Annotated in this window: 1 protein-coding gene; it reads right to left on the bottom strand. The window is 52.8% G+C overall.

Going from position 1 to position 322, the window contains the following annotated elements:
- Window positions 1-322: GTP-binding protein (locus ACTQ3A_RS14000; protein WP_441495203.1), on the bottom strand; the 322-nt coding region annotated here is incomplete at both ends.

Below are 322 nucleotides of genomic sequence, written 5' to 3'. Positions count from 1 at the left end.
CACGCTCTGCAAATCAACGCCAGCCTGGTCGATCTTGTTGATAAAGATAACGGTGGGAATGTTCATTTTCCGCAGGGCATGGAACAGAATACGGGTCTGGGCCTGCACGCCCTCTTTAGCGGAGATCACCAAGATGGCCCCATCTAAAACAGCCAAAGAGCGGTACACCTCCGCCAAAAAATCCATGTGGCCGGGCGTATCCACAATGTTAACTTTACATCTGTGCCACTGGAAGGAAGTGACTGCCGCTTGAATGGTAATCCCACGCTGCCGCTCCAAAAACATGGTGTCCGTCCTCGTTGTCCCTTTTTCGACGCTCCCC

Origin of the sequence: Bilifractor sp. LCP21S3_F8, from assembly GCF_052117805.1 — a bacterium.
Taxonomy (GTDB): Bacteria; Bacillota; Clostridia; order Lachnospirales; family Lachnospiraceae; genus Bilifractor.
Note: the sequence above shows the minus strand (reverse complement) of the source record. Positions and strands in the feature narration are given on the sequence as shown.